Source organism: Streptomyces sp. NPDC107765 (genome assembly GCF_055657085.1).
Map to the genome: position 1 here is coordinate 21,791 of NZ_JBVKBL010000017.1, position 23,868 is coordinate 45,658.

A 23,868-nucleotide genomic window follows, 5' to 3' on the forward strand; every position below is an offset into this window, starting at 1 on the left:
ACACCCGGAAAAGATCGTTTGACCGCTTTGTGGGGTTCATCACAAACGCGAGAGCCGATTCGGATACCTCGGACAGTCTCTAATTCCAGACAATAAACAGCGCACCCCTCCCCATAACGCCTCAATTTCAGCTCGACTCAATCCGAAAAGCCTGCGGGGGCCGCCACCTCCGTAACGATTTCCAGTACGGCATGGATTCAGCCATGGCGGGCACCGACGCTGAAGGCGCAACCCACCTTCCAGGGCCTGGCCGGTCGAGCGATCTATACGCTCGAACCAGAGATGCACTCTTCAGCCAGCTCGAGGTGCTCACCAGGCACCCCGACGTAGTCATAGGCGGACTTCAGCTCATCGAAGTAGGCCCTTGTGATTTGAATGTCGTTCTCATAGAGTCGATTGCAAAGAAATTCGATCGCAAGCGAAAATTCTCCCGCTATCACGTAGCTAAGAAGATCGCGCTTATCATCCTCCGGGAGCGGTGAGTCATTGATGACTTGAATAGTGGCGGACCTTAGACCTTGCCAGGCGCTCAAGATGCATCCTTTCGAAAAAGAAACTCATGCTCATTCTACTGGGAAAGCCGTGATGAAGTGTTGCGTCGCAGGCTCAAAGATTACTCTAATCTTCACACCGTCGGCCATGCCCTCAATTTTAACTCGGGACGGATTCATCTTCTTTGTATACATAGATCCCTCCGCGCCAGTCTGCCAGTGCCACTTATTTCCTGGGTCAGTCGCCACCTCTGACACATTTTGCAAAATCCGATCAGTGTCCCAATCCGGCGGAAACACGGTCTTACCTATTTGTCCCGGCCATTTGTGCCCACCACCGGTAAGGTCCCCGTGAATTATGTGGTAGGCACCTGCGTCATCCACGAGGTTGGGCTTACAGCCAGCGAGGCCGAAAGGATCGATCCAGATATGCGGATTGCTCACATAGGACAGAGGATTTGGGCCGGGGGCCAACCCGAGGGGGTCAGTCGATATGTAGCGAGCCGCGTCAGGGTCGTAGTGGCGCAGGAAGTTGTAATAAAGCTGAGTTTCCCTGTCAAAATATTGCCCTGGATACCGAAGCGGCATGTAGGCGGTAGCGTCACTCGCCCACGTTGTAGCGCCCCAGCTGCTCACCCGCGACCGCCAAGCGACGTCGGAAGTTTCAGAAATCAGCTCAGACGGCGTACCGACCAAATCGGTGACAATTGCAAAAAAACGCCGATCAGCCGTACGCTGCGGCATGTTGCGTAGGTCGGCAGCGGTCTCCTTCCGTTCGCATTGGGTTAGAGGAGACAGACCCGCGTAGTCCCAGGTGAGAATAATACTCTGCTCTGCACCTGAGGTTTTACTGACCTGTTCGGTGAGGACGGGTCCGTCCCATACGAAGTCTGTCTGTTCCCCGATTTCGATGCGGCCTGCGACTAGACGTTGTTTGGCTATGCGGCGACCGTGAGGGTCATACAGATAACGCCACGTGCCCCCGTCGGGCGACCTGACCACTGCGAGACGATCTTCGGTATTCCAGGTGTAATACCAGGTGTCCGGCCTCCGGGAAACACGGGTCTTTTGGCGGAGGGTGACTCGGCCCAGTGCATCGTGTTCGTAGCGGATGCGGCCGGCGCGGGTGATCTTGGTGCCTTCGTAGGACCTTTCGCCTCGGGCTGAGGGGTTGGGGTGGCGGTCGGGCCAGGTGGCATGGGTTTGGTTGCCGGCTGCGTCGTAGGCGTAGGTCTCGGTCCAGTCGGTGGCGTGGACGGCGGTGACGCGGCCGGCGCGGTCGAGGTCGAAGGTGCGGCGGCCGGTGTGGGAGTCGTCTATCGCGGTGAGGTGGCCGTCGGGGCGGTAGGTGTAGGAGCGGGAGAGGACCTGATCTATCTCTGCGACGGCGGTGTGGGGGGCTTGGACCGTGCCGGTTCCGAGTGTGGTGAGGGACTGGGAAGTCAGGCGGCCGGTGGGGTCCCAGGTGTGGGAGAGGGTGAGGTTGTCGCCGATGGTGCGGGTGAGTTCTTGGCCGGCGGCGTCGTGGTCGAAGGTGAGGACGTGGCCGGCGATGTCCATGGCGGTGCGGTTGCCGGCGGCGTCGTAGGTGTAGGTCGTGGTGTGGCCGGTGGGGGTGGTGCGGCTGGTGCGGCGCCCCAGGGCGTCGTAGGTGAACGTCATGGTGCGGCCGTTCACGGTCTCGGAGGTGATGCGGCCGAGGATGTCGCGGGTGTAGGTGACCGTGGCGTCGGGGTTGGTGGCCTGGTGGAGGTTGCCGGAGGCGTCGTGGAGATAGGTCGTCAGCAGACCTGCGGCGTCCTTGGCGGTGATGCGGCCGAGGGGGTCGCGGGTGTAGGTGGTGACCTCGCCGAGGGCGTTGGTGCGGGTGGAGAGTTGGCCGGCGGGGTCGTGGGTGTAGGTGAGGGTGCGGTCGTCGAAGTCCGTTTCGGAGGCGAGGCGACCGGCGGGGTCGTACGTGTAATTCCAGGTCAGGCCCTGAGGGTTGGTGACCTGCGTGAGGCGGAGTTCGGTGTCGTGGGTGAACTCGTGGCGAACGCCGTCGGGGTCGGTGCGGGCCGTGAGCAGGTCGAAGTGGCCGTACTCGAACGTGGTGGTCTGGCCGATGGCATCGGTGTGGGAGGTGCGGTTGCCCTCGCCGTCGTAGGTCCATTCCTCGGTGGCGCCGGTGGGGTCTATTCGGGCCGCCAGCTTTCCTTCGACTGTCCAGACCATGTGGATGGTCTCGCCGAGGGGGTTGGTGATGGAGGTGGTGCGGCCGAAGGCGTCGCGGCGGTAGTGGGTGACCGCGCCGAGGGGGTCGGTGACGGTGAGGGGTAGGCCGGCTGCGTTGCAGTAGAGGTGGGTGGTGTTGCCGAGGGCGTCGGTGACGGAGGCGAGGTTGCCGCGGGCATCGTGGGTGTAGGTGGTGGTGGCGCCGGTGGGGTCCGTCGACGCTGTGCGGTTGCCGGTGGCGTCGTAGGTGTGGGTCCAGGTGGTGCCGTCCGGGCCGGTGATCGTCAGCGGCAGGCCGAAGTCGTTGTACGTGGTGGTGGAGGTGGACCCGTCAGGGAGCGTGACCGTCACCGGGCGGCCCGCGGCGTCGTAGTCGATGGTGGTGGTGCGGCCGAGCGGGTCAGTCGTGGAGAGGATGCGGTGGGCCGCGTCGCGGACAGTTCGGGTGGTGGCGCCAGTCGGGTCGGTGGTGGCGACGATGTGGTGGTGGTCGTTGACCTGGTAGGTGGTGACCTGGCCGAGGGAGTTGCGGTGGTGGTTGGTGCGCAGGCCGGTTTCCGGGTCGGGGTCGCCCCAGGTGAAGTCGCCGCGGAGGTGGCCTTCGATGCCGCCCTGGGTGATGCAGCGGTCCTGGTCGTCGTAGACGTAGTGGTAGCTGCTGTTGTTGGTGTCGGTCCAGGAGGTGATGCGGCCGGCGTCGTCGTAGGTGAAGCGGAGGGGGAGGCCGGAGGAGTTGGTGACGGTGGTGAGGTTGCCCAGCTCGTCGTAGCCGTAGGTGACGAGGAGTTGGTCGCTGCCGTCGGGGGCGGCGCCGGCGAGGTGGAGGGCGGTGATGCGGCGCTCCTCCGTGGTGAGGAGGAGGCGGTAGCCGGCGCTGTGGGTGAGGGCGAGCGGGGTGCCGTCTTCGGTGTAGTCGAAGGTGTGGTGGTTGCCGTGGCGGTCGGCGATCTCGTCGAGGACGGCGAGGTTTTCGGTGCAGGTGGTGAAGTAGCGGCGGATGCCCGTCACCGGGTCGGTCAGGACGTAGTCGCCGTCGGGGGTGAGTTCGAGCGGGGCGCCGTCGCCTTCCACGGGGCGGGTGGGGACGCCGACCGCCGGGTGGGGGTAGAGGAGGAAGTTGCCCTCTTCGCCGATGAGGATGACGCCCTCAGAGTCGATCTCCAGGCGCTGGTCGACCGTGGACATCCAGGTCGGGCCGAACCAGCGGCCGGTGCGGTAGGACGACTCGAAGGTACGGGTGAAGGAGAGCGGGAGGCTGCCGGGGAGGGTGATGTCGGTCTGCGGCAGGTGCATGCGGCCGGTGGCCATGTCGATGGGGTCGCTGCCGAAGGTCTTGCACCATGCCGTACGTAGACGGTCCCGGACGGTGCGCTTGCCGCCCTCCTTGGCCGCGGCGCGGGCCGCGTTCTCGGCGGCCTCCTTCATGCCTGCTTTGGCCGCGGCCTTGCCGAGTCCCCCTGCGCCCTTCCCTCCAAGGAGGTTCACCCACATGGAACCCCAAGCGTCACCCGGATCGCTGCCCCAGCCCGAACCCAGCATCCCCTTGGCCGTCTCCACCGGGTGGAGGGGAGCCTGTGCCAGGCCCATGAGGGTCATGGCGGTGTTGTCCATGAACTGGAAGGGGTGGGTGACGTTGTAGGGGTCGAGGGGATTGATCTTGCGGCCCAGTTTGAGGGTGTCGGCGCCGGCCTTCAAAGCACCGCCGGCCATGTGGAAGTGCTCAAGGACGACCGCCTGGCTGCCGTCCTTGAGGGCCACGCCCGCGAGTTGGGTCAGTGCCGGTTTCTCGGGCGCATGCGCCAAGGCGGCCTTGATGGCGTTGCGGGCGCGCTCGGCTGCTTCGTTGCGCTGGCTGCGGGCGCTTTTGAGCATGTCCTCGGCGGCCTCGCGGCCCTCGGCGCCCGGGTCGGCCTCGACGGTCGGTTCCTGGGGCATGGGGCCGGGGTCCTGGCCCTGCTCGACGGCCGCGTTGTAGGCATCCGCCTGGGAGTTGTACCGGTCGACCTTCGCCTTGTACGCCTCGAAGGAACGGCGGGTGGCTTCCTGGGCGTTGTGGTACTTCTCGATCGCGTCGGCGGCCTTGTGCTGGGCCCAGATCACCGTTTCCACGTACGAGGTCAGTGCCTTGGCTGCGTCACCGCAGGCATCGGCGGCGTGCATCCACTGCTTGGGATGCATGTCGAACGCCTCGCGGAAGGCATCGGCCGCCTTGCCGCTCCAATGCTGGCCCGAGCCCAGCTTGCGCATACCGTTCGCCACCCGGTCGAACGCCGCGGAGAAGTCCTTGAGGTGGGCGGCGGTCTCGGCGATCTTTCCCGGATCGCCGTGGATCAGCTCCCGGGGGTCCTCGGTCTCGCCCAGCTCACGTTCGTCGACATGAGCCCCCAGAGCGCCGGCCACCTTAGCGCCCCCACTACGGACCGCGTGCGCCGCGCCGTCCAGTCCGACCGTCTCCAGTGCGTCACCGGTCAGTTCGGAGCCCTTCTCGACCACCTCCCCCGCCCCGCGCTCGATGGCACCCGTGATCTTGCTCGCGCCCTCGCCGACCGCGTCGACGGCATCGCCGAAGATGCTCACTTGCCGTTCCCCCCGTGCCCCTGCTGCCCGCCCTGCTCGCCCTGCTCGCCCTGCGACTTCCCCGCCTCGTAGAAGCCCGTGGTGACCTCCACGTCCTCCCCGCCGTTCTTGATCCGGTCCGGGACCGAGTGCGCGTCCTGGAGGAGCTGGTCGCCCGCCTGCAGCATCTGCTCGCGCGACTCCCGCGACGCCTTGGAGTTCGGGTCGAAGTCGGCATGGGCGACCTGGCTGATGGGGTTGTCCCCGATGACGTCGCCCCAGGACTTCTTGTGCAGCTTCTCCGCCGTCAGGTTCGGATCGCCCATCGCCGCGTTCACCGTCTGCTTCATGGCGTCCGAGAGGTACTGCTCCTGCTCGTAGTAAAGACCAGCCGTGATACCCAGCTTCTTGGAGAATTCGTTGGCGTCCTGCATCAGGGTGCGCACGCCCCAGCCCCAGCGGTCGCAGAAGGAGTCCAGGACGGCGGCCAGGCCGTCATCGCCGCATTCCATGTTGTCCAGGGACAATCGGTCGAAACCGCGGCCGAGTTGGGCCTCCACATCGAAGCCGAGTTCCTTCAGCTCCGACGTGGCCGCCCTGATGCCCTTGGTGAGCTGCTCGAAAGCTTCCGGCTCCAGTTGGTAGCCGTCGCCGCCTATCAGGCCCATTTAGCGCTCCCCCTCGCGCGATGCGTCCGATATGACGCGAGATATACCGTCATCCGCGTTCGTGGTGACGTCGATGGCCACTCGGTCGGGCACGATTCCGCTCATCGGCGGGAACAGCGCGCCCTGTTCACTGCCTGCGTCCAGGGCCACCCCCGTAGGGCCGTCGATGGCGGGAATCAGCACGTCAAGGACGCGAGCGCCGGACACGGACACGTACTGCCACTCCGCGCCGGGCTCGGTGCCGCGCCCCAGCGCGAAGCGGGACATCGCCTCCTCGTCGGTGAAGGCGTACAACCAGCGGATGCCGCCCAACTCGGCGGAGAGAAGCGTGTCGTTGACCGTCGGAATCAAGACATGCGTGCGCCGGAATTCGCCCACGAGTGCGGCCGGATCCAGCTGACCGGCATGAATCGCCGCCACCTCATCGATCAACGACATAACGGACCGAGCCCTCCCCCGATTTCCTGCTCAACTGCCGAACATACTTTGGCATACGGCACTGACAACGGGCCTCGGGACACAGCCGGGAAGGCCGACCGAAAGGCCGGACGACGGGAAACCGGCCCGCGGTTCTTTTCGACTTCAATTACCTTGCCGTTTAGGCGGGGAGGGGATTCGCCCGCAAAACTGGCAGCCATCCCCGGGCGCACCCCCGGCGCCCGGCCCAGCCCCCCTCCGCGCCGGCCAGGGCTCCACCACGAGGCCCGTCCGCCCGCGTCACACCCCTTGACCGGGGCATTGGTCTGAACCATTCTGGGCGCAGGGTCGGGAACGGCCCTCGTCAGCGGTGGCCACCGTCTCGTGCAGTCCTCGGGTTTCCCCCTTCGGCACAGGAGACAGGTATGCCCCGCATCTCAGCACGCACCCGCGTCAGACCCGCGCGCCACAGACGCCTCTTCGGCGCGCTCCTGGCGGTTCTCGCCACGGCAACGGCCACCGTGACCGCCACTGCTCCCGCTTCCGCCGCCACCGCACCTGCTGCCACCACCGCCGACGTCAACGTCGCCAAGAACGCCGGCTATGAGGCAGGGCTGAGCAACTGGACCTGTTCGGCGGGGAGTGGGGCCTCCGTCGGCTCTCCCGTCCACGGCGGCGCCGCCGCCCTCAAGGCGACCCCCACCGCCTCGGACAACGCCACCTGCTCCCAGACCGTCGCCGTCAAGCCGAATGCGACCTACCGGCTCAGCGCGTACGTCCAGGGTTCGTACGTCTACCTGGGCGCGTCGGGCACCGGTACTACGGACGTCTCCACCTGGACACCGTCGGCCACCGGGTGGCAGCAGCTCGCGACCACCTTCACCACGGGCCCGAGCACCACCTCCGTCACCGTCTACACCCACGGCTGGTACGGGCAACCGGCCTACTACGCCGATGACTTCAGCGTGCTGGGGCCGGACGGCGGGGGCGGTACCGATCCCGGGCCCCAGGTTCCGGCGGCGCCCGGGGGCCTGACGGCGGGATCCGTGACGTCATCCTCCGTCACGCTCTCCTGGAGCCCGGTCTCCGGCGCCACGGGTTACACGGTCTACCGGGACGGGGTGAAGGCAACGACCAGCACCGGAAGTTCGGCGACGGTGACCGGACTGTCCCCCTCGACCACCTACCGCTTCCAGGTCACCGCCACCAACGCGGCCGGGGAGTCGGCCCGTTCGGCCGAGGTCACCGCCACGACCTCCCCCTCAGGCGGCGGCACCGACCCCTCCGTCCCCCCGCACGCGGTCACCGGCTACTGGCAGAACTTCAACAACGGCGCGACGGTCCAGAAGATCAGTGACGTGCCGAACCAGTACGACATCATCGCGGTCGCCTTCGCCGACGCCACGACCACGCCCGGCGCGGTGACCTTCAACCTCGACTCGGCCGGTCTCGGCGGCTACACCGTCGACCAGTTCAAGGCCGATATCAAGGCCAAGCAGGCGGCCGGCAAGTCGGTCATCATCTCCGTCGGCGGCGAGAAGGGCACGGTCTCCGTCAGCGACTCCGCCTCGGCCGCCAACTTCGCCAACAGCGTGTACGCGCTGATGCAGCAGTACGGGTTCAACGGCGTCGACATCGACCTGGAGAACGGCCTCAATCCGACCTACATGTCCCAGGCGCTGCGGTCGCTCTCCCAGAAGGCGGGCGGGAAGCTCGTCCTCACCATGGCGCCGCAGACCATCGACATGCAGTCGACGTCCGGTAGTTACTTCCAGACGGCGCTGAACGTCAAGGACATCCTCACCGTCGTCAACATGCAGTACTACAACAGCGGGTCGATGCTCGGATGCGACGGAAAGGTGTATTCCCAGGGGAGCGTGGACTTCCTGACCGCGCTGGCCTGCATCCAGCTCGAAGGCGGCCTCGATCCGTCCAAGGTGGGCCTGGGCCTGCCCGCCTCCACGCGGGGCGCGGGCAGCGGGTACGTCGCTCCGAGCGTCGTCAACGCCGCTCTGGACTGCCTCGCCAAGGGCACGGGCTGCGGCTCGTTCAAGCCGTCCCGGACGTATCCGGGCGTACGCGGCGCCATGACCTGGTCCACGAACTGGGACGCGGCGAGCGGTAATGCCTGGTCGAACGCGATCGGGCCGCACGTTCACGCCCTGCCGTAGCCCGCGCTGCCACCCCCCTCGCCCCGGCGGAACTCGCACCACTCGACCTTCCCGGGTACGCGCTCGCCGATGCCCCACGCGTCGGCGAGCGCGGCCACGAGCAGCAGCCCGCGACCGGCCTCGGACTTCCCGCGCAGCCCACCCGCCACCGCCGTCCATGGCAGTCCACCCACCCCCGCCGTGCGTGACGCGCCCCCGCCATCGTCTACAGTCCTGTAGACGATAGCTCGCTGGGCAGCGACCACCGACCGCGCGTGGTCCGCTGAACAGCGCCCGAGTGCAGTTGGTTGCCCAGGCGCGACGTACCGCGCCGGGAAGGCGGACGGAACGATGGCGCAGTCGACCGGTGGGGCAACGACCCTGCCCACCACGGGGGAAGGGCGGGGTGGCGAGCCCCTGGCCCACGCGGGAAAGGGCCCCGGCTGGAGCAAGGTGCCGCAGGTCACGGCCCTGTTCTGGGGAGTGAAGGTCCTCACTACCGGCATGGGCGAGACGGCCTCGGACTACCTCGGCCGGACGCTCGGGCCGATACCGGCGGGCTGCCTCGGACTGGCGGGTTTCCTGCTGTTCCTGGTCCTCCAGTTCCGGGCCACCCGCTACCGGCCGTGGACGTACTGGTCCGCGATCGTCATGGTCAGCGTGTTCGGCACGATGGCCGCCGACGTCGTACACGTCGTGGCCGGCATCCCCTACACGGTCTCGGCGGTCGCCTTCACCGTCGCGCTGGCAGCCCTCCTGACGGCCTGGTACCGGGCCGAGGGGACGCTCTCGATCCACAGCGTCCGCACCCGCCGCCGGGAAGCGTTCTACTGGGCGACGGTGCTCGCCACCTTCGCGCTCGGCACCGCGGTGGGCGACCTCACCGCGGGCACCTTCCACCTGGGGTACCTCCCCTCCGGCGTGCTGTTCGCCGCGCTCATCGCGGTGCCCGCGCTGTCCGGGCGGTTCCTCGGGCTGAACGCCGTCGCCGCCTTCTGGGGGGCGTATGTGCTGACCCGCCCGCTCGGGGCCTCCTTCGCCGACTGGATGGGCGTCTCCACCGCTCGCGGTGGCCTCGGCTGGGGGACGGGGCCGGCCACGCTCGCGCTCACGGTGCCGATCGTGCTGCTCGTGGGCTACCTGGCGATCAGCCACAAGGACACCCCGCCCGAGCAGGCCGGCACACCCCACGCCGTCTGACGGGCGGTACGAGCCGCGCCCGGCCCCGGCCACTGTCCCTTCCCCTGTTCCTGCCCCTGCCCCTGCCCCTTCCCCTGCCCGAAGGGTGCCGGTCGCCCTCCCCGGACTCAGCCCTCGATCAACGCCGGTGCCAGCTCCCGCAGTTGGTCCAGTCCCAGGCCCCGGTCGGCGGCCACGGGCTGGATCGCGACGTGGTCGGCGCCCGCGTCGAGGTGGTCCTGTACGCGGCGCCGGACGGCGTCCACGTCGCCCCAGGCGACGAGCGCGTCGACCAGGCGGTCGCTGCCGCCGTCGGTGAAGTCGTCGTCGTCGAAGCCGAAGCGGCGCAGATTGCCGACGTAATTGGGGAGTTGAAGGTAGAAGCGGGTGTGGTGCTCGCGGGCCAGGGCGCGGGCCTCGGCGGGGTCGGTCTCCAGGAGGACGGCCTGTTCGGGGGCGAGCAGCGGGTCGTGCCCGAGCGTCTCGCGGGCGCGGGCGGTGTGTTCCGTGGGGACGAAGTACGGGTGGGCGCCGGCCGCGCGGTCCCGGGCCAGTTCGAGCATCTTCGGGCCGAGGGCGGCCAGCACGCGGGGCGGTGCGGGGTCGGTGACCGGGCCCTCGTAGGGGGCGCGGTCCATCGCGTCGAGGTACGCGCGCATCGCGGCCAGCGGCTTGGCGTAGGTGTGGCCGCGGAGGCCGACGATCGGGGCGTGGCTGGCGCCGAGGCCGAGGACGAAGCGGCCGTCGTACGCCTCGGCGAGGGTGTGTGCGGCGCCGTTCGCCGCCGCGGCGTCGCGGCCCCAGATGTTGGCGATGCCGGTGGCGACGGTGAGGCGTGCGGTGGCGGCGAGGAGGAGCCCGGCGTGGGTGAACGCCTCCTTGGTGGCGGGGCCTTCGCCGAACCACAGTGCGCCGTAGCCGAGTTGCTCGATCTCGGCGGCTGCCTGGCATGCGGTGGCCGCCGGTTCCCGGCCGAGGCCACCGTGCCAGACCCCGACCCGGCCGATCCGCGAGGCGAGACCGCCGTGCTGCACGCGTTCTTCCTGCGCCCGTTCGCCCTGCGCCTGTTCTTCCTGCACGCGTTCCTCCACTGGCCGAGGGATGAAGATCCGTACCCTTGCACAGCGTCCGGCGCGGGCCCGGCATTCCGCGCCCGCATCATCCGGTCGTACGCGAAGCGGCCGCCCTCCCGGAGGAGGACGGCCGCTCGGCCGAGTAGCCGACAGGAACCGGGGTCAGCCCTCGACGCCCAGCTTCTCCAGGATCAGTTCCCGCACCCGCGCCGCGTCGGCCTGGCCGCGGGTGGCCTTCATGACCGCGCCGACCAGGGCGCCGACCGCGGCCACCTTGCCGCCGCGGATCTTGTCGGCGATGGCGGCGTTGGCGGCGATCGCCTCGTCGACGGCGGTGCCCAGGGCGCCCTCGTCGGAGACGACCTTCAGGCCGCGCTTCTCGACGACCTCGTCCGGGGTGCCCTCGCCCGCGAGAACGCCCTCGATGACCTGACGGGCCAGCTTGTCGTTCAGATCGCCCTTGGTGACCAGCTCGGCGACCCGGGCGACCTGCTCGGGGGTGATCGGCAGGGCGGCCAGCTCGATGCCGTCCTCGTTGGCGCGGCGGGCGAGTTCGCCCATCCACCACTTACGGGCCGCGGCGGCGTCCGCACCGGCCTCCACGGTGGCGACGATCAGGTCGACCGCACCGGCGTTGAGGATCGACTGCATGTCGTGCTCGCTGACGCCCCACTCCTCGCGGAGGCGGTTGCGGCGCAGGCGCGGCAGTTCGGGCAGGGTCGCACGCAGTTCCTCGACCCACTCGCGGGAGGGGGCCACCGGGACCAGGTCCGGCTCGGGGAAGTAGCGGTAGTCCTCCGCCTCCTCCTTGATCCGGCCGGGCGTCGTGGAGCCGTCCTCCTCGTGGAAGTGGCGGGTCTCCTGGACGATCGTGCCGCCGGAGGAGAGCACCGCCGCGTGGCGCTGGATCTCGAACCGGCAGGCGCGCTCGACGGAGCGCAGCGAGTTGACGTTCTTGGTCTCCGAGCGGGTGCCGAACTTCTCGGTGCCGTTGGGGCGCAGCGAGAGGTTCACGTCGCAGCGCATCTGGCCCATCTCCATGCGGGCCTCGGAGACGCCGAGCGCCTTGATGAGCTCGCGCAGTTCGGCGACGTACGCCTTGGCGACCTCGGGGGCCCGCTCGCCCGCGCCCTCGATGGGCTTGGTGACGATCTCGATGAGCGGGATGCCGGCGCGGTTGTAGTCCAGGAGGGAGTGCCGGGCGCCGTGGATGCGGCCGGTGGCGCCGCCGACGTGCGTCGACTTGCCGGTGTCCTCCTCCATGTGGGCGCGCTCGATGTGCACCCGGAAGACCTCGCCGTCCTCCAGCTGTACGTCGAGGTAGCCGTCGAAGGCGATCGGCTCGTCGTACTGGGAGGTCTGGAAGTTCTTCGGCATGTCCGGATAGAAGTAGTTCTTCCGGGCGAAGCGGCACCAGTCCGCGATCTTGCAGTTGAGCGCCAGGCCGATCTTGATCGCCGACTCGACGCCGGTCGCGTTGACGACCGGGAGCGAGCCGGGCAGGCCGAGGCAGGTGGGGCAGGTCTGCGCGTTGGCGTCGGCGCCGAGGGTGGTGGAGCACCCGCAGAACATCTTGGTCTTGGTGCCGAGTTCGACGTGGACCTCGAGCCCCATGACGGGGTCGTAGGCGGCCAGCGCGTCCTCGTACGACACCAGGTCGGTGACAGTCACGGTGAAACTAACCTCTCAGGGTCCGGCGCCGGTCAGTCCGCGAGGACGTCGTCGTCGCCCAGACGGCGCAGTTCGCGGATGAGCAGGGCGACGCCGGTGACGATGGCGGCGGCGGAGACGACGGCGTCGACCAGCTGGAGCGTGTCCTGCTCCACCCGCGCCTTCTTCGCCTGCTTGACGACGCTCACCGCGCCGAACAGCGTGGTGCCGATGGACAGGTACGTACCGGGCTTGGACTTCTTGAAGCCCTTGGCCTTGGCAAGCTTTCCACTCACAGTGCAGGTGCCTCCTCGATCAGCGGGTGGCCCCACTTGGCGGTGAACGCGGCCTCGACCGCGGCGCCGACCTTGTAGAGCCGTTCGTCCTTCATGGCGGGGGCGACGATCTGCAGGCCCACCGGAAGCCCGTCCTCGGGCGCCAGTCCGCAGGGCAGCGACATGGCTGCGTTGCCTGCCAGGTTGACGGGGAGCGTGCACACGTCGGCGAGGTACATCGCCATCGGGTCGTCGGCACGCTCGCCGATCGGGAAGGCGGTGGTCGGCGTCGTCGGCGAGACGATCACGTCGACCTGCTCGAAGGCCTTCTCGAAGTCGCGGGTGATCAGCGTCCGCACCTTCTGGGCGGAGCCGTAGTACGCGTCGTAGTAGCCGGAGCTCAGCGCGTAGGTGCCGAGCATGATCCGGCGCTTGACCTCGGGGCCGAAGCCGGCCTCGCGGGTCAGGGCGGTGACGTCCTCGGCGGACTTCGTGCCGTCGTCGCCGACCCGCAGGCCGTAGCGCATGGCGTCGAAGCGGGCCAGGTTGGAGGAGCACTCGGACGGCGCGATCAGGTAGTACGCGGCGAGCGCGAGGTCGAAGGACGGGCAGTCCAGCTCGACGATCTCGGCGCCCAGCTCCTTCATCAGCGCGACCGACTCGTCGAAGCGCTGCAGCACACCGGCCTGGTAGCCCTCGCCGCGGAACTGCTTGACGACGCCGACCCGCATGCCCTCGACGCTGCCGTTGCGGGCCGCCTCGACGACCGGCGGGACGGGGGCGTCGATGGAGGTGGAGTCCATCGGGTCGTGCCCGGCGATCACCTCGTGGAGCAGCGCGGCGTCCAGGACCGTACGGGCGCAGGGCCCGCCCTGGTCGAGGGAGGACGAGAAGGCGACCATGCCGTAACGGGAGACGCCGCCGTAGGTGGGCTTGACGCCGACCGTGCCGGTGACGGCGGCGGGCTGGCGGATGGAGCCGCCGGTGTCCGTGCCGATGGCGAGCGGGGCCTCGAAGGAGGCGAGGGCGGCGGAGGAACCGCCGCCGGAGCCGCCGGGGATCTTGGTCAGGTCCCAGGGGTTGCCGGTCGGGCCGTAGGCGCTGTTCTCGGTGGAGGACCCCATGGCGAACTCGTCCATGTTGGTCTTGCCGAGGATGACGACGTCGGCGGCCTTGAGCTTCTTGGTGACCGTGGCGTCGTAGGGCGGGATCCAGCCTTCGAGGATCTTGGAACCGACCGTGGTCGGAACCCCCTCGGTGGTGAAGATGTCCTTGAGCGCGAGCGGGACGCCGGCCAGCGGGCCGAGCTCCTCGCCGCGGGCCCGCTTCTCGTCGACGGCGCGGGCCTGCGCGAGCGCGCCCTCGCGGTCGATGTGGAGGAAGGCGTGCACCTTCTCGTCGACGGCCTCGATGCGGGCCAGGTGGGCCTCGGTCACCTCGACGGCGGTGAGCTCGCCGGAGGCGATCTTGGCCGCGATCTCGGCGGCGGTGAGCTTGATCAGGTCGGCCATGTCGGTCACTCCTCACCCAGGATCTGCGGCACCTTGAAACGCTGCTGCTCCTGGGCCGGGGCGCCGGAGAGCGCCTGCTCGGGGGTCAGCGACGGACGGACCTCGTCCGGCCGCATGACGTTGGTCAGGGGCAGCGGGTGGGAGGTCGGCGGAACGTCTTGGTCGGCGACCTCGGAGACGCGGGCGACCGCGCCGATGATGTCGTCGAGCTGGGTGGCGAAGTGGTCGAGCTCTTCGTCCTTCAGCTCCAGACGTGCCAGCCGGGCGAGGTGGGCGACCTCCTCGCGCGTGATGCCAGGCATGCAGAGATCCTCTGGTGTTCTTGGCGGAGTGTTCCGGGCGGAGTGTTCCCCGTGGAGTGATCTCGGCGAGCACTCCGGTGAACTTTTTCCGGCCCAATCCTATGGCGTACGGGTCAGCGGCCGCGAAACCGTTTCGCCGGGGCGCGGCCCGGGCGGGCGGGCGCGCCCCGGTCAGCGGGGCTCGGGGGCCTGATCGGGCCCGCCGGTCCGGTCGCCGTCGGCCTCCGGTTCGCCGCTTTCCTGGGGTTCCGCGGCGGCGTCGGCCCGGCTGTCGTCGGCTCCTTCGTCGGCTTCGGCTTCGGGTTCGGTTTCGCGGTCGGATTCGGGTTCGCTGGCGTGCTCGGGTTCGCTGTCCGTTTCGGCTTCGCTGGTGTTCTCGGCTTCGCTGGGTTCGGAGCGGGGACACGGGACGGCCGGTGGCCGGGTCAGTTCAGGACCTGTCCCGAAGGGCGCTTGGCTGCCTTCTCCGCCGCCAGGGCGGCCGTCTCCGATTCGCGGTGCCAGCCGTGCTCACCGCGGGCCCTCAGCCAGGCCGTGGTCTCGTCGGGCGGCATCGCGGCCGCCACCAGCCAGCCCTGGACGGCGTCGCAACCGAGGTCGCGCAGCCGTTCCCAGGTCTCGTCGTCCTCCACGCCCTCGGCGACCACCAGGAGGCCGAGCGAATGGGCCAGGTCGAGGGTGCAGCGGACGATCTCGGCGTCCTCCGTGTCGACGGCCAACCGGGCCACGAAGGAGCGGTCGATCTTCAGCTCGCTGACCGGGAGGCGGCGGAGGTGGACGAGGGAGGAGTAGCCGGTGCCGAAGTCGTCCAGCGACATCTTCACGCCGTGGGCGGTGAGCCCGGCGAGCGTGTCGGCGGCCCGCTGTGGATCCTCCAGCAGGACGTGCTCGGTTATCTCCAGTTGGAGGGCGCCCGGTGGGACGCGATGTCGGGCGAGCCGGGCCGCGACGGCGCCGGCGAAGCCCGGGGAGTGCACGTCGCGGGGGGAGACGTTGACCGCGACCGGGACCTCCAGGCCCATCGCGCGCCAGCGCGCCACCTGGGCGAGCGCGGTCTCGAGGACGTACTCGGTGAGCCGGGGCATCAGGCCGGAGGACTCGGCGATCGCGATGAACTCGTCGGGGGGCACCCGGCCGCGGTCGGGGTGCACCCAGCGGACCAGTGCCTCCAGCCCGGCGACATGTCCGTCGAATCCGACCTTGGGCTGGTAGTGCAGCTCGACGTCGCCGGCGTCCAGGGCGCGCCGCAGATCGCCCAGCAGGCCGAGCCGGTCGGGGGTGTTGCCGTCGCGCTTGGCCTCGTAGAGCTCGACGCCGCTGCGGTCCCGCTTGGCCTGGTACATCGCCACATCGGCGCGGCGCAGCAGCCCTTCGGCGTCCAGGGCGTGGTCGGGGAAGACGGCGACCCCCGCGCTGGCTTCGAGCACGAGGGTCAGTCCGTCGAGGTCCAGCGGGGAACTGAGGGCGGCGACGAGGTTGCGGGCCACCCGCTGGGAGCTGGTGAGGGAGTCGGTGGTGGGCAGCAGGACGGCGAACTCGTCGCCGCCGAGCCGGGCCGCCTCGGCGCCGCGCGGGAGGGCGTGCCGCAGCCGGTCGGCGATCTGCAGCAGCAGGCGGTCGCCGGCGAGGTGGCCGAGGGTGTCGTTGACGGAGCGGAAACGGTCGAGGTCGATGAGGACCAGGGCGGAGCGGGCGCCGATCCGCTCGGCCTCGTCCAGCGCGGTCCAGGTGCGCTCCAGCAGCCACTGGCGGTTGGGCAGGCCGGTGAGCGGGTCGCGCAGCTGCTCCTCGGCGCGGGCCCGGGCTATCCAGAGGGTGGAGTCCAGCGCGATCAGCGGGACCGCGAACAGCGGCAGCAGCAGCGGGGCGTTGACCGCGCAGACGGCGATCAGCGGGGCGATGCCGAGCAGGGCGATGCCGACCAGGGCCTGGCGGACGACCGCGGTGCGGGGTATGGCGGGGAGCTGGCCGCTGCGCGGGGTGAGGCTGAGCCACAGCAGGCCGCGGCTGACGAAGAGGTAGCCGCCCGCGGTGACGACCACCTCGGGGAGGACGGAGAGGTCCCAGGCGAGCGGGGTCCACGGCTGGCGGACGGTGGAGACCACGCCGAACGCGGCGAGGCCGAGCGCCGCGGCGCCGATGCCGAGGACGTCGACGGCGCCGTGCACCACGGCCTGCCGCCAGCGGTGCCGGCGGGCGGCGCCGACCAGCACGACGACGGAGAGGCTGACCAGGGTGGCCGGGACCCAGCCGTACAGCAGCAGGACGGCGAGGGCGAGCGCCGCGCCGGAGCCCGTGCCGCCCCACCAGCGGTCGCGGCCGAGGGCGACGAGGTGGCCGACGATGACGCCGGTCAGGATCGCCAGCGACCATCCCACCGAGCCTCCGGGGAACAGCGCGTCACCTACGCCCAGAGTCCGGAACACGCCCGTGGCGAGCGCGAGGCTCGCCACGGTGACGATGGCCGCGGGCAACGCGGGCACCACGAGCTGCCGGAGCCGCGACGCCGGAGCGGCGCTGTCGGTCGGTTTCATTCCGATCCCTCTCACAGCCGGCTGTGCCCGCGCCACGGCAGGCGCACTCCTCAACAGTAGGCCGCGGAAGGCCGCCGCGGGCAGCGATCGACGACGGTTGCCCGAATGCGACCCGGCATCCTGGATCAATCTGGTATGCGCCGATGGGGTGACACCTCACTCCTCCTCAGGCGGAGTGACAGCTACCGCTCGTGCTGCCTCGGGACCCTGTTCCAGCAGCACCGCGAAGCCGTCATCGTCCAGTACCGGGACCTTCAACTGCATCGCCTTGTCGTACTTCGAACCGGGGTTGTCGCCCACCACCACGAAACCGGTCTTCTTCGAAACGGAACCGGTCACCTTCGCTCCGAGGTTCTGGAGGGCCTCTTTCGCGCCATCTCTTGTGTGTGACTGAAGTGTGCCCGTTACGACGACGGTGACGCCTTCGAGGGGACGCGGGCCCTCATCACCCGTTTGCTCCTCCTCCATCCGGACACCGGCGGCCCGCCACTTCTCGATGATCCCGCGGTGCCAGTCCTCGGCGAACCACTGCTTCAACGACGCGGCGATGGTGGGCCCGACGCCGTCCACGGCGGCCAGCTCTGCCTCGTCCGCGTCCCGGATGCGGTCGATCGAGCGGAACTCCCGGGCCAGCGCCTCGGCCGCCACCGGGCCCACGTGCCGGATCGACAGACCGGTCAGGATGCGGGCCAGTGGGCGCTCCTTGGCGGCCTGGATGTTCTCCAGCATCGCGAGGGTGTTCTTCTTCGGCTCGCCCTTCTGGTTGGCGAAGAACGTGACGACCTTCTCCTCGCCGGTCTTCGGATCGCGCTTGGGCAGCCCGGAATCGGGGTCGAGGACATACGACTTGATGGGCAGCAGCTGCTCGACGGAGAGGCCGAACAGATCGCCCTCGTCCTTCAGCGGCGCCTCGGCGGGCTCCAGCGGCTGGCTCAGGGCGGTGGCCGCGACATATCCGAAATTCTCGATGTCCAGGCATTTGCGGCCGGCGAGGTAGAACAGCCGCTCCCGGATCTGCGCGGGGCAGGAGCGCTGGTTGGGGCACCGCAGGTCGATGTCGCCTTCCTTGGCGGGCTGCAGGGCCGTGCCGCACTCGGGGCACTCGGCCGGCATCACGAACTCCCGCTCGCCGCCGTCCCGGAGGTCGACCACCGGGCCGAGGATCTCGGGGATGACGTCGCCGGCCTTGCGGATCACGACGGTGTCCCCGATCAGCACCCCCTTGGCCTTGACCACGTCCTGGTTGTGCAGGGTCGCGAACTCCACCTCGGACCCGGCGACCGTGACCGGCTCGACCACGGCGTACGGCGTGACCCGGCCGGTGCGGCCGACGCCGACCCGGATGTCCACCAGCTTGGTGTTGACCTCCTCCGGGGGGTACTTCCAGGCGATCGCCCAGCGCGGGGCGCGCGACGTCGATCCCAGCCGGCCCTGGAGCCGGATCTCGTCCAGCTTGACGACCACGCCGTCGATCTCGTGCTCCACGGCCGTGCGGCGGGTCTCGGGGTCGCCGTAGTGGGCGATGAACTCCCGCACCGCTTCGAGGGAGTCGACGACCCTGTTGTGCGTGGCCGTCGGCAGGCCCCACTCCTTGAGCAGGTCGTACGCCTCCGAGAGCCGGTCGATCTCCAGGCCGTCGCGGGCACCGAGGCCGTGGACGACCATGTGCAGCGGGCGACTGGCCGTGATCTTGGGGTCCTTCTGGCGCAGCGAACCGGCCGCGGCGTTGCGGGGGTTGGCGAACGGCGGCTTGCCGTCGGCCACCAGCCGCTCGTTGAGCTGGAGGAACTTCTCCATGGGGAAGTAGACCTCGCCGCGCACCTCGACGAGGGCCGGAATCCGGTCGCCCTTCAGGCGGTTGGGAATGTCGGCGATCGTCCGGACATTGGGGGTGATGTCCTCGCCCGTGCGGCCGTCGCCGCGGGTGGCGGCGCGGGTCAGCCGGCCGTGCTCGTAGGTGAGGTTGACGGCGAGGCCGTCGACCTTGAGCTCGCACAGGAAGTGGTAGCCCGCGCCCTTGGGGGCGCCGCCCAGCTCACCGGCGAGCCGCTCCGCCCAGGCCGCCAACTCCTCCTGGTCGAAGGCGTTGTCGAGCGAGAGCATCCGCTCGCGGTGCTCGACCTCGGTGAATTCCGTCGCGTACGCACCGGCGACCTTCTGGGTCGGGGAATCCGGGGTGCGCAGCTCGGGGTGCTCGTTCTCCAGTGCTTCCAGGGAGCGCAGCAGCCGGTCGAACTCGGCGTCGCTGATGACCGGAGCGTCCTTCACGTAATAGCGGAAGCGGTGCTCCTCGATCTGCTCAGCGAGCTGCGCGTGCTTCTCCCGCGCCGCTGTGGGCACCTTGGATTGCGCTGCGTGCTGTTCGCCAGCCACCGTCTTGTCCTCCCGTGGTCCTTGAGTGCGGTCACTCAGGGTTGTCTGCGAGCGACCTCGCCGCCCGGACGCAATGGGCGAGCACCGCACGGGCATATCCGGGCGAAGCGCCCGCGAGCCCGCACGACGGGGTGACCACCACGGACTCGCTGAGAGTCCCCGGTGCCAGCCCCAGCCTGCGCCAGAGCGTCCTGACACCCATGACGCTACCGGCAGGGTCTGACAATCGGCCGTCCACGCCCGGCACCACGCCCGCGAACAGCGCCGTACCGCTCTCGACGGCTTCCCCGATCGCCTCCTCCTCACGCTCGGTGAGCAGCGTGAAATCGAACGAGATGCCCGTGACTCCGGCCCGCCGCAGCAGCGCGAACGGCACCTCGGGCGCGCAGGAGTGGACGACCACGGGCCCGCCCTGCGCCACCGCCACGAGATCGCGCAGCGCGCCCTCGACCACGGCCCGGTCCACGGCCCGGTGCGTCCGGTACCCGCTCGCCGTCCTGACCCGCCCCTGGAGCACCGCGGTCAGCGACGGCTCGTCGAGCTGGAGGACCACCTCGGCCCCCGGCACCCGGCGCCGGACGTCCGCGAGATGGCCGCGCAGCCCCTCCGCCAGCGACGCCGCGAGGTCCCGGCAGGCGCCGGGGTCGCTGAGGGCGGCCTCGCCGTTGCGCAGTTCCAGGGCGGTGGCCAGCGTCCAGGGCCCGACCGCGGAGACCTTCAGCGGGCCCTCGTAGCCCTGGGTGAATTCCTCCAGGGCGTCGAGGTCCTCGCCGAGCCAGGAGTGTGCCCGCCGGGTGTCCCGGCCGGGCCGGTCGCTGATCCGCCAGCCGCTGGGCTCCACATGGCCGTAGACCTCGACGAGCATCCCCAGGGTGCGGCCGATCATGTCGGCGCCGGGGCCCCGCGCCGGGAGCTCCGGCAGATACGGGAAGGTCTCCAGCGATCCGGTGACGGTCTTGGCCGCCTCCCGCGCGTCCCCGCCGGGCATCGACCCGATACCGGTCGCCGCGCCCGCTGCCCACTCGTACGTGCTGTTCTCGCTCACCCCGGAAGGGTATGCGGCAGCGGGCCCGGGTGGCGTACCCCGGGGCCGCCGCCGCACGCGCCCGCCCGCGGGACGTGCGTCCCGTCACCGCCGGCCGCGCACGCCCAGCCAGCCGGTCACCGCGGCCACCGCCAGCGCTCCGGCCGTGAGGGCGAAGGCGGCCTGCGCGCCGGGGTGGCCGCCGCCGGCCGCGGTGAGCACCGCGCCCATCCCGGCGATGCCGACCAGCGAGCCGATCTGGCGGTTGGCGTTGAGGGTGGCGCTGCCGATGTCGGCGTGCTCGCGGCCGGCGGCCTCCATCAGGACGCCGGTCAGTGCCGGGGAGCTGATCCCGCTGCCGATGTTGGTGAGGGCGAGGACCACCGCGAGGACCCAGTACGGCAGTCCGGGCCGGACAATCAGGAAGAGCACGACATATCCGGCGGCGGAGACGGCCAGGGAGGCGGTGAGCGCGGTCCGGTTGCCGAGGCGGTGCCCGATCCGGGCGTAGAGCATGTTGCCGAACGGCAGGATCAGCACGGCCGGGAGCATCTGGAGGCCGGCGGTCACCGCGCTCGCGCCGCGGGCCGTCTGGAGGAACAGCCCGAGGACGAACAGGGCGCCGTAGAAGGCGAAGTTGAAGAGGAAGCCGACCACGTTGGCCGCGGAGAACCGGCTGTCCGAGAAGAGCGCGACCGGCAGGATCGGTGTACGGGCGGTCCGTTCCCGGACGAGGAAGCCTGCCACCGCGACCACGGTGACCGCGAAGGCGCCCAGCACGAGCGGCGCGGCCCAGCCCTGGTCAGGCCCTTCGATGAGGGCGTAGCTGAGCGATCCGAGGGCGAGCAGGCCGAGGACGTGACCGGTGCCGCCGAGCGCCGAACCGCGGGCCGGGACCGCCGCGATCACCCGGCGGGTGAGCAGCAGGCCGGCGACGCCGATGGGGAGGTTGACCAGGAAGATCGAGCGCCAGCCCAGGGTGCCCACCAGGAGGCCGCCGATGGTCGGGGCGAGCCCCACGGAGGTGGAGACGATCGCCGACCAGATGCCGAGGATCCTGGCCCGGCGGGCCGGTTCGGGGAAGGCGTTCATCAGCAGCGACAGCGAGCTGGGCATGAACAGCGCGGCGCCGACGCCCTGGGCGAAGCGGGCCGCCACCAGGACGGTGCCGTCCGGTGCCGCGGCGCCGAGCAGGGAGGCGGCGGTGAACGCGGCGAGTCCGACGAGGTAGATCCGGCGGGCGCCGCACCGCTTCGCCAGCGAGCCGGCGAGCAGCAGCAGCGCGGCGAAGGCGAGGACATAGCCGTCGACGACCCAGGTCAGGCCGGCCATGCTCAGGCCGAGGCGGGCGCGCAGGTCGTGTGCCGCGACGTTCATGATGCCGGTGTCCAGGCTGGCCATCACGAACCCGAGTGCCAGCACGAGGAGTTGGAGCCCACCACGGGCCGCGGGTGCGGCCGGCGCCTGGGAGGTCTCGCGCGCCGGGCCGCGCGCCGTCGCCTTCTCAGTGATCATGCAATGCAGTTAAAGCTGTAACCATCACCCCGCGCAATGGTTACAGCTATAACTTTACGAAAGGCATACGGAACCGCCGGCGCCCTCCCGGCACAGGGGTCAGTCGCCCCGCCCCAGGGCCTTCAGCAGGTCGTCGCGCAACGCGGCCCGCTCCTCGTGCGTGAGGTGGTCCAGCGGCGACGCCGTGCCCATCCGGCGCAGCAGGTCGAGCCGCAACTCCCGCCCCGCCTCGGTCAGTACGAGCTGCTTGGCCCGGCCGTCCAGCGGATGCGGCTGCCGCACCACCATGCCCTGTTTCTCCAGCTTGGAGATGACATAGGTGACATTGGGCGGTTCACAGCAGAGCACCCCGGCCAGCTCCCGCGCGGTCTTCGGCTCGCCGAGCTCCTCCAGCACCTTGGCCTGCGTCGGGGTCAGGTCCAGCTCGGCGACCCGGCTCCGCTGATGGGCGTCCAGCCGGCGGCTCAATTCGGTCACCAGCCCCCGGATCTCCCGGAACCCGCACCCCGCCGCCGCGGTCGACTTCGCTTCAGTGGTCACTCTTGCAGCGTACGTCGCCGCGGCGGCCCTCCGGCGGCCCGGCCGTGCCGTGGACGGCGGGGCTCAGCGTCCCGGGCGCACCGAGACGTCGTTGATCTCCGCGTCCCGCGGCAGGTCGACGGCGGCGAGGATCGCGGTGGCCACCGACTCCGGGTCGATCCAGCGGGACGGGTCGTACGCCTTGCCCTCCTGCTGGTGGGTGCTCTCCTGCATCGGCGTGGCCGTGCGCCCCGGGTAGACCGAGGTCACCCGCACGCCGTTGCCGTGCTCCTCCGCCCGCAGGGAGTCGGCCAGCGCCTTCAGGCCGTGCTTGCTCGCCGCGTACGCGCTCCAGTTGGCGTGCGCGTTCAGCCCGGCGCCGGAGTTGACGAAGACCACGTGCCCCTTGGCGAGCCGCACCAGCGGCAGCAGCAGCCGGGTCAGCTCGGCCGGCGCCACCAGGTTGGCGGCGAGCTGCCGCTGCCACGCCTTGGCCGGCAGATCGCCGACCGCGCCCAGCTCGATGACGCCCGCGATGTGCTGGAGGGAGTCGATCCGGGCCGGCAGCGGCTGCTGGCCGAGCGCGAAGGACAGCTTCTCGGGGTGGGCCAGGTCGCCCACGATCACATGCGCCGTGGGGAACTGCGCGTGCAGTTCCTTCGCGCGGACCGCGCTGCGCGCCAGCAGCCACAGCTCCTCGCCGCGCTCCGCCAGCCGCCGTGCGACCGCCGCTCCGATGCCCGACCCTGCGCCCGTGATCAAGTGCGTACCCATGGGCCCGATCCTAACGAGCCGGCCCATCGGGCGGCGGGGCGGCGGCTCAGGCCGTATAGCCCGCCTTCTCCTCCAGATAGGCCAGTGCACCGACCCCGTCCGCCGCGAAGAACACCAGGTCGGTGAGGGGGAGCGGCAGGAAGCCCTCGTCCTCCATGCGCCGGAACTGCTCGTGCAGCCCGTCGTAGAAGCCGGCCGTGTTCAGCAGCACGACGGGCTTGCTGTGCAGCCCGTGCTTGCGCAGCTCCAGGATCTCGGTGGCCTCGTCGAGGGTGCCCGTGCCGCCGACCATGATGACGATGGCGTCGGCGCGGGCCAGCATCTCCGCCTTGCGCTCGGCGAGGTCCTTGGTGACGACCATCTCGTCGGCGCCCGCGCGCGCCTTGTGCGCCAGGAATTCCACCGAGATCCCGATCAGCTTCCCGCCGGCCTCCTGCACCCCGTCGGCCATGACCTTCATCAGCCCGGTGTCCGAACCGCCCCACACCAGCGCGTGCCCGCCCTTGCCGATCAGCTCGGCGAACCGGCGGGCCGGGACGACATAGCGGTCGTCGAGGTCGGCGGCGGAGCAGAAGACGCAGATGTTCATGCCGGCCACCTTACGAGCCGGGGGCGGCGGGGCGGCCGCCGCACCGGCGCGCGC

The 23,868-nt window shown here is 70.0% G+C and carries 19 protein-coding genes; 2 read left to right on the forward strand and 17 right to left on the reverse strand.

Annotation, left to right across the window (positions count from 1 at the left end):
• Positions 1-263: 263 nt before the first annotated feature.
• From ACZ7MX_RS32350 to ACZ7MX_RS32365, 4 genes are all read right to left on the reverse strand, one after another.
• Positions 264-440 carry a MafI family immunity protein gene (locus ACZ7MX_RS32350; protein WP_472137507.1) on the reverse strand — a complete coding sequence of 59 codons (177 nt, stop codon included), beginning with the start codon at positions 438-440 and terminating at the stop codon, positions 264-266.
• Between the two features lie 123 nt (positions 441-563).
• Entirely contained in the window at positions 564-5,282 is a 4,719-nt protein-coding gene (locus tag ACZ7MX_RS32355; RefSeq protein WP_472137280.1) for a putative T7SS-secreted protein, read from the reverse strand.
• Positions 5,279-5,929 (reverse strand): hypothetical protein, encoded by a 651-nt coding sequence (locus ACZ7MX_RS32360; protein WP_472137282.1) that lies wholly within the window; start codon positions 5,927-5,929, stop codon positions 5,279-5,281. The genes ACZ7MX_RS32355 and ACZ7MX_RS32360 overlap by 4 nt, the downstream gene beginning before the upstream one ends.
• Complete coding sequence (locus ACZ7MX_RS32365; protein WP_472137284.1) at positions 5,930-6,367, reverse strand: SseB family protein; 438 nt, start codon at positions 6,365-6,367, stop codon at positions 5,930-5,932. It abuts the gene before it with no gap.
• Positions 6,368-6,771: 404 nt separating this feature from the next.
• Here ACZ7MX_RS32365 and ACZ7MX_RS32370 point away from each other — a divergent pair, with 404 nt between their 5' ends.
• Positions 6,772-8,517, forward strand: a complete 1,746-nt coding sequence (locus tag ACZ7MX_RS32370) for a chitinase (RefSeq protein ID WP_472137285.1) — start codon at positions 6,772-6,774, stop codon at positions 8,515-8,517.
• Here ACZ7MX_RS32370 and ACZ7MX_RS32375 read toward each other — a convergent pair.
• Entirely contained in the window at positions 8,502-8,690 is a 189-nt protein-coding gene (locus ACZ7MX_RS32375) for a hypothetical protein (protein WP_472137287.1), read from the reverse strand. The two genes, ACZ7MX_RS32370 and ACZ7MX_RS32375, sit on opposite strands and share 16 nt — an antisense overlap.
• Positions 8,691-8,847: 157 nt before the next feature.
• Here ACZ7MX_RS32375 and ACZ7MX_RS32380 point away from each other — a divergent pair, with 157 nt between their 5' ends.
• Positions 8,848-9,696 (forward strand): COG4705 family protein, encoded by an 849-nt coding sequence (locus ACZ7MX_RS32380; RefSeq protein ID WP_472137289.1) that lies wholly within the window; start codon positions 8,848-8,850, stop codon positions 9,694-9,696.
• Positions 9,697-9,803: 107 nt separating this feature from the next.
• On the opposite strand, the gene ACZ7MX_RS32385 is transcribed toward ACZ7MX_RS32380, so the two are convergent.
• The 12 genes from ACZ7MX_RS32385 to ACZ7MX_RS32440 all read right to left on the reverse strand — a co-directional run bounded on the left by ACZ7MX_RS32385 (position 9,804) and on the right by ACZ7MX_RS32440 (position 23,814).
• Positions 9,804-10,754, reverse strand: coding sequence for a TIGR03620 family F420-dependent LLM class oxidoreductase (locus tag ACZ7MX_RS32385; protein ID WP_472137291.1), 951 nt, complete (start codon positions 10,752-10,754; stop codon positions 9,804-9,806).
• Positions 10,755-10,910: 156 nt separating this feature from the next.
• Positions 10,911-12,419 carry an Asp-tRNA(Asn)/Glu-tRNA(Gln) amidotransferase subunit GatB gene (gene gatB / locus ACZ7MX_RS32390; RefSeq protein ID WP_472137293.1) on the reverse strand — a complete coding sequence of 503 codons (1,509 nt, stop codon included), beginning with the start codon at positions 12,417-12,419 and terminating at the stop codon, positions 10,911-10,913.
• 32 nt (positions 12,420-12,451) lie between these two features.
• Positions 12,452-12,694, reverse strand: coding sequence for a hypothetical protein (locus ACZ7MX_RS32395; protein WP_030412837.1), 243 nt, complete (start codon positions 12,692-12,694; stop codon positions 12,452-12,454).
• Positions 12,691-14,184: an Asp-tRNA(Asn)/Glu-tRNA(Gln) amidotransferase subunit GatA gene (gene gatA / locus ACZ7MX_RS32400; protein WP_472137296.1), complete on the reverse strand. Its 1,494-nt coding sequence runs from the start codon at positions 14,182-14,184 to the stop codon at positions 12,691-12,693. Before gatA ends, ACZ7MX_RS32395 begins: the two co-directional genes overlap by 4 nt.
• A gap of 5 nt (positions 14,185-14,189) precedes the next feature.
• A complete protein-coding gene (gatC, locus tag ACZ7MX_RS32405) occupies positions 14,190-14,486 on the reverse strand; it encodes an Asp-tRNA(Asn)/Glu-tRNA(Gln) amidotransferase subunit GatC (RefSeq protein WP_030799488.1) in 297 nt (98 codons plus the stop codon).
• A gap of 425 nt (positions 14,487-14,911) precedes the next feature.
• Positions 14,912-17,020: a putative bifunctional diguanylate cyclase/phosphodiesterase gene (locus ACZ7MX_RS32410; RefSeq protein ID WP_472137298.1), complete on the reverse strand. Its 2,109-nt coding sequence runs from the start codon at positions 17,018-17,020 to the stop codon at positions 14,912-14,914.
• Positions 17,021-17,176: 156 nt separating this feature from the next.
• Complete coding sequence (gene ligA / locus ACZ7MX_RS32415) at positions 17,177-19,393, reverse strand: NAD-dependent DNA ligase LigA (protein ID WP_472137300.1); 2,217 nt, start codon at positions 19,391-19,393, stop codon at positions 17,177-17,179.
• A gap of 31 nt (positions 19,394-19,424) precedes the next feature.
• A complete protein-coding gene (locus ACZ7MX_RS32420) occupies positions 19,425-20,438 on the reverse strand; it encodes a methionine synthase (RefSeq protein WP_472137302.1) in 1,014 nt (337 codons plus the stop codon).
• 84 nt (positions 20,439-20,522) lie between these two features.
• Positions 20,523-21,932: an MFS transporter gene (locus tag ACZ7MX_RS32425; protein WP_472137304.1), complete on the reverse strand. Its 1,410-nt coding sequence runs from the start codon at positions 21,930-21,932 to the stop codon at positions 20,523-20,525.
• A gap of 99 nt (positions 21,933-22,031) precedes the next feature.
• Complete coding sequence (locus ACZ7MX_RS32430) at positions 22,032-22,472, reverse strand: MarR family winged helix-turn-helix transcriptional regulator (protein WP_472137306.1); 441 nt, start codon at positions 22,470-22,472, stop codon at positions 22,032-22,034.
• Between the two features lie 63 nt (positions 22,473-22,535).
• Positions 22,536-23,225, reverse strand: a complete 690-nt coding sequence (locus ACZ7MX_RS32435) for an SDR family oxidoreductase (protein ID WP_472137308.1) — start codon at positions 23,223-23,225, stop codon at positions 22,536-22,538.
• Positions 23,226-23,271: 46 nt separating this feature from the next.
• A complete protein-coding gene (locus ACZ7MX_RS32440; protein WP_472137309.1) occupies positions 23,272-23,814 on the reverse strand; it encodes an LOG family protein in 543 nt (180 codons plus the stop codon).
• Positions 23,815-23,868: the final 54 nt, after the last annotated feature.